The organism is Acinetobacter uliginosus (assembly GCF_044130295.1).
Classification (GTDB): Bacteria; Pseudomonadota; Gammaproteobacteria; order Pseudomonadales; family Moraxellaceae; genus Acinetobacter.
This window is the reverse complement of record NZ_JBIQOC010000169.1, coordinates 1-2,573: the sequence shown is the minus strand read 5'-3', so window position 1 is coordinate 2,573 and position 2,573 is coordinate 1. Positions and strand designations below refer to the sequence as shown.

Annotated in this window: 2 protein-coding genes and 2 pseudogenes; 2 read left to right on the top strand and 2 right to left on the bottom strand. The window is 36.8% G+C overall.

Annotation, left to right across the window (positions count from 1 at the left end; translation table 11 throughout):
* The first annotated feature begins 477 nt into the window (after nt 1-477).
* Both ACE01T_RS17475 and ACE01T_RS17470 read left to right on the top strand, forming a co-directional pair.
* Nucleotides 478-885 (top strand): rhodanese-like domain-containing protein, encoded by a 408-nt coding sequence (locus ACE01T_RS17475; RefSeq protein ID WP_004973758.1) that lies wholly within the window; start codon nt 478-480, stop codon nt 883-885.
* Between the two features lie 23 nt (nt 886-908).
* Nucleotides 909-1,556 carry a peroxiredoxin gene (locus ACE01T_RS17470; RefSeq protein ID WP_086194912.1) on the top strand — a complete coding sequence of 216 codons (648 nt, stop codon included), beginning with the start codon at nt 909-911 and terminating at the stop codon, nt 1,554-1,556.
* An 85-nt stretch (nt 1,557-1,641) separates the two neighbouring features.
* On the opposite strand, the pseudogene ACE01T_RS17465 reads toward ACE01T_RS17470, so the two are convergent.
* Both ACE01T_RS17465 and ACE01T_RS17460 read right to left on the bottom strand, forming a co-directional pair.
* Nucleotides 1,642-1,980: pseudogene (locus ACE01T_RS17465) on the bottom strand (Dps family protein); the annotation flags it as partial.
* 37 nt (nt 1,981-2,017) lie between these two features.
* Nucleotides 2,018-2,503 (bottom strand): annotated as a pseudogene (locus ACE01T_RS17460) (IS3 family transposase); the annotation flags it as partial.
* Between the last annotated feature and the right edge of the window lie 70 nt (nt 2,504-2,573).

Sequence of the window (2,573 nt, the reverse complement as noted above, 5' to 3'; positions counted from 1 at the left end):
TGGTTTTGGAAAAAAAGAAGAATTTAAGAAAGTGCTAGCAATTTTAAGAAAGAAAAAGCCTGATAGGACAAGGATCCTATGAAATTTGTCGTGTACAGAGATAAAACCTATTAAATCCACGTGACGTTACTCAGAGAACTATAAAGCTACAGCCGTGAAATTTCAGGGCTGTAGCTTTATAGAAATACCACAACTTTTCGCAACAAGAATAGCATTCAGTATTCCTGCTAATAGCTCAGGAAGAGAAGAATTTCATTTGGATGGTCTACTTTTAGATGAAATATGCATTTTCAATTGCTTAACCATTAAATAAAAAGTTGACAATGAGATACCCCAATGTATCGCTTTGAACTAAGGATCAGAACGAAGATTGTTTTTTGATTTATGAAAGAAGTTTAATAATATTAGACAATAATGAGAATACTTATTATATTATAAATATATAAACTATATTGATATCTACTTCAAAAGGATATTATGAAAACCCCAAACCAGCTAATAGCTGAAACTAAAAATAAGGTTATTGAAATAAAAGTCGAGAAGCTCTACGAGAAATATTTAGAATATCCTGACTTAATTTTAATAGACGTTCGTGAACCTGAAGAATACAAAACTGTAGCTATTGATCGAGCTGTAAATTTTCCACGAGGGATGCTGGAAATGAAAATAGCCCAACATCCCCTAGTGAATCACCATTGCGAAATTGAACATTCTTTACAGGAACTATCAGAAAAAGATATTTATTTAATCTGTGGTACAGGAGCTCGTTCAGCTCTATCAATTCAAGCACTTCAAAATATGGGATTTGAAAAACTTTATTCTGTAGAAGGTGGTATGCAAGCTTGGATTGATGCAGGTTATCCAACCATTTCTTATTTAAATTAATTCCCCCCCTAAGGAGACTGTAAATGTCTAACCTAGATGAAGTTGTAACATTTCCACAATTAAATAAGCCAGCACCAAATTTCAATGCCAAAACTACTCATGGTATGAAAAGTTTAGAAGATTACAAGGGAAAATGGTTAGTTCTTTTCTCACATCCAGCTGACTTTACACCTGTTTGTACTACTGAATTTATGGGTTTTGCAACTCGCGCTGAGCAATTCGCTGAACTGAACTGTGAACTATTAGGTTTATCAATTGATAGTGTACATTCACATATTGCTTGGGCACGTAGTATTGAAGAAAATTTTGGCATTAAAATCCCATTCCCAATTATTGCCGATCTTTCAATGGAAGTTGCCAAAGCTTATGGCATGATCCAACCAGGTGCTAGTGATACAGCAGCTGTTCGTGCGACTTTTATTATCGATCCTGAAGGTATCTTACGTGCAATGGTTTATTACCCTATGAGTAATGGACGTAGTATTGATGAGTTTCTTCGTGTACTTAAAGCGTTACAGACTTCTGATGAATACAAAGTTGCTACACCTGAAAATTGGCAACCGGGCCAAGAAGTGATTGTGCCACCACCAGTAACAATGGAAGCTGCTGATACACGTAAATCTGAAGGCTACAACTATGTAGATTGGTACTATAGCACTAAATCACTATAATTTGAAATTAGTTCTTTACTTCAAATTGTAGTAATAAAAATATGAGGCAGTTAGCCTCATATTTTTATTTATCATCTGACAAAATTTATTCTAAAAGACTTCTTAACATCCATGCAGTTTTCTCATGAATATCTAATCGTTGTGTGAGTACATCTGCTGTTGGCTGGTCATTCGCCTCATCCACAACATCAAATATACTTCTTGCAGTTCTCGCAACCGCTTCATGTGCATTAACCAGTAACTGAATCATTTCATTTGCTTTAGGAACACTCTCGACTTCCTTGATTGAAGCTAATTTTATAAATTGCTTATAAGTACCTGGTGCAGGAAAACCTAAAGCACGGATACGCTCAGCAATTACATCTAGTGCATTCCACTGTTCAGTATATTGGTCCATGAACATGTTGTGCAGGCTGTTAAACTGAACCGTACCGGGTTTGTCGGAGACTTTTTTATTTAAGTTAGGCCACCTGACCTAACGGGTTAATCTTATCATAGTACATTGCTTCAAACTCAAAAGGCGATACATAACCCAGTGCACTGTGTACACGCTTTTTATTGAACCAATCTACCCAGTTTAGTGTCGCAAGTTGTACATCTGCTAAACCTTGCCAATCTGCTTTTAAATATTCAATCACCTCTGTTTTGTATAAGCCATTCACCGTTTCAGCCAAAGCATTATCGTATGAATCACCAGTTGTACCGACTGATGCTCGTAAATTTGCAGCTTCTAAACGATTGGTATAGCGAATAGAAAGATATTGAACACCTCTATCGGAATGATGAATCACATTCTTTGGCATGCCTCGATCGTGCAATGCTTGCTCCAATGCATCGAGCACCATATCTGTATTCATCCGTGTAGATACTTTCCAGCCAACAATTGCTCGTGAGAACACATCAATAACAAATGCGGTATATACCCAGCCTGAATGAGTTTGAATATACGGGTGAGTAGACCAAGGGAATTTCACCCTTAGCCCCTCGCAGAACCGGACATGAACCTCTCAGCTCATC

Bases quoted from the DNA above. Each gene is read 5' to 3' on its own strand.
- ACE01T_RS17470 (WP_086194912.1), top strand. From the start codon at position 909: ATGTCTAACCTAGATGAAGTTGTAACATTTCCACAATTAAATAAGCCA.
- ACE01T_RS17475 (WP_004973758.1), top strand. From the start codon at position 478: ATGAAAACCCCAAACCAGCTAATAGCTGAAACTAAAAATAAGGTTATT.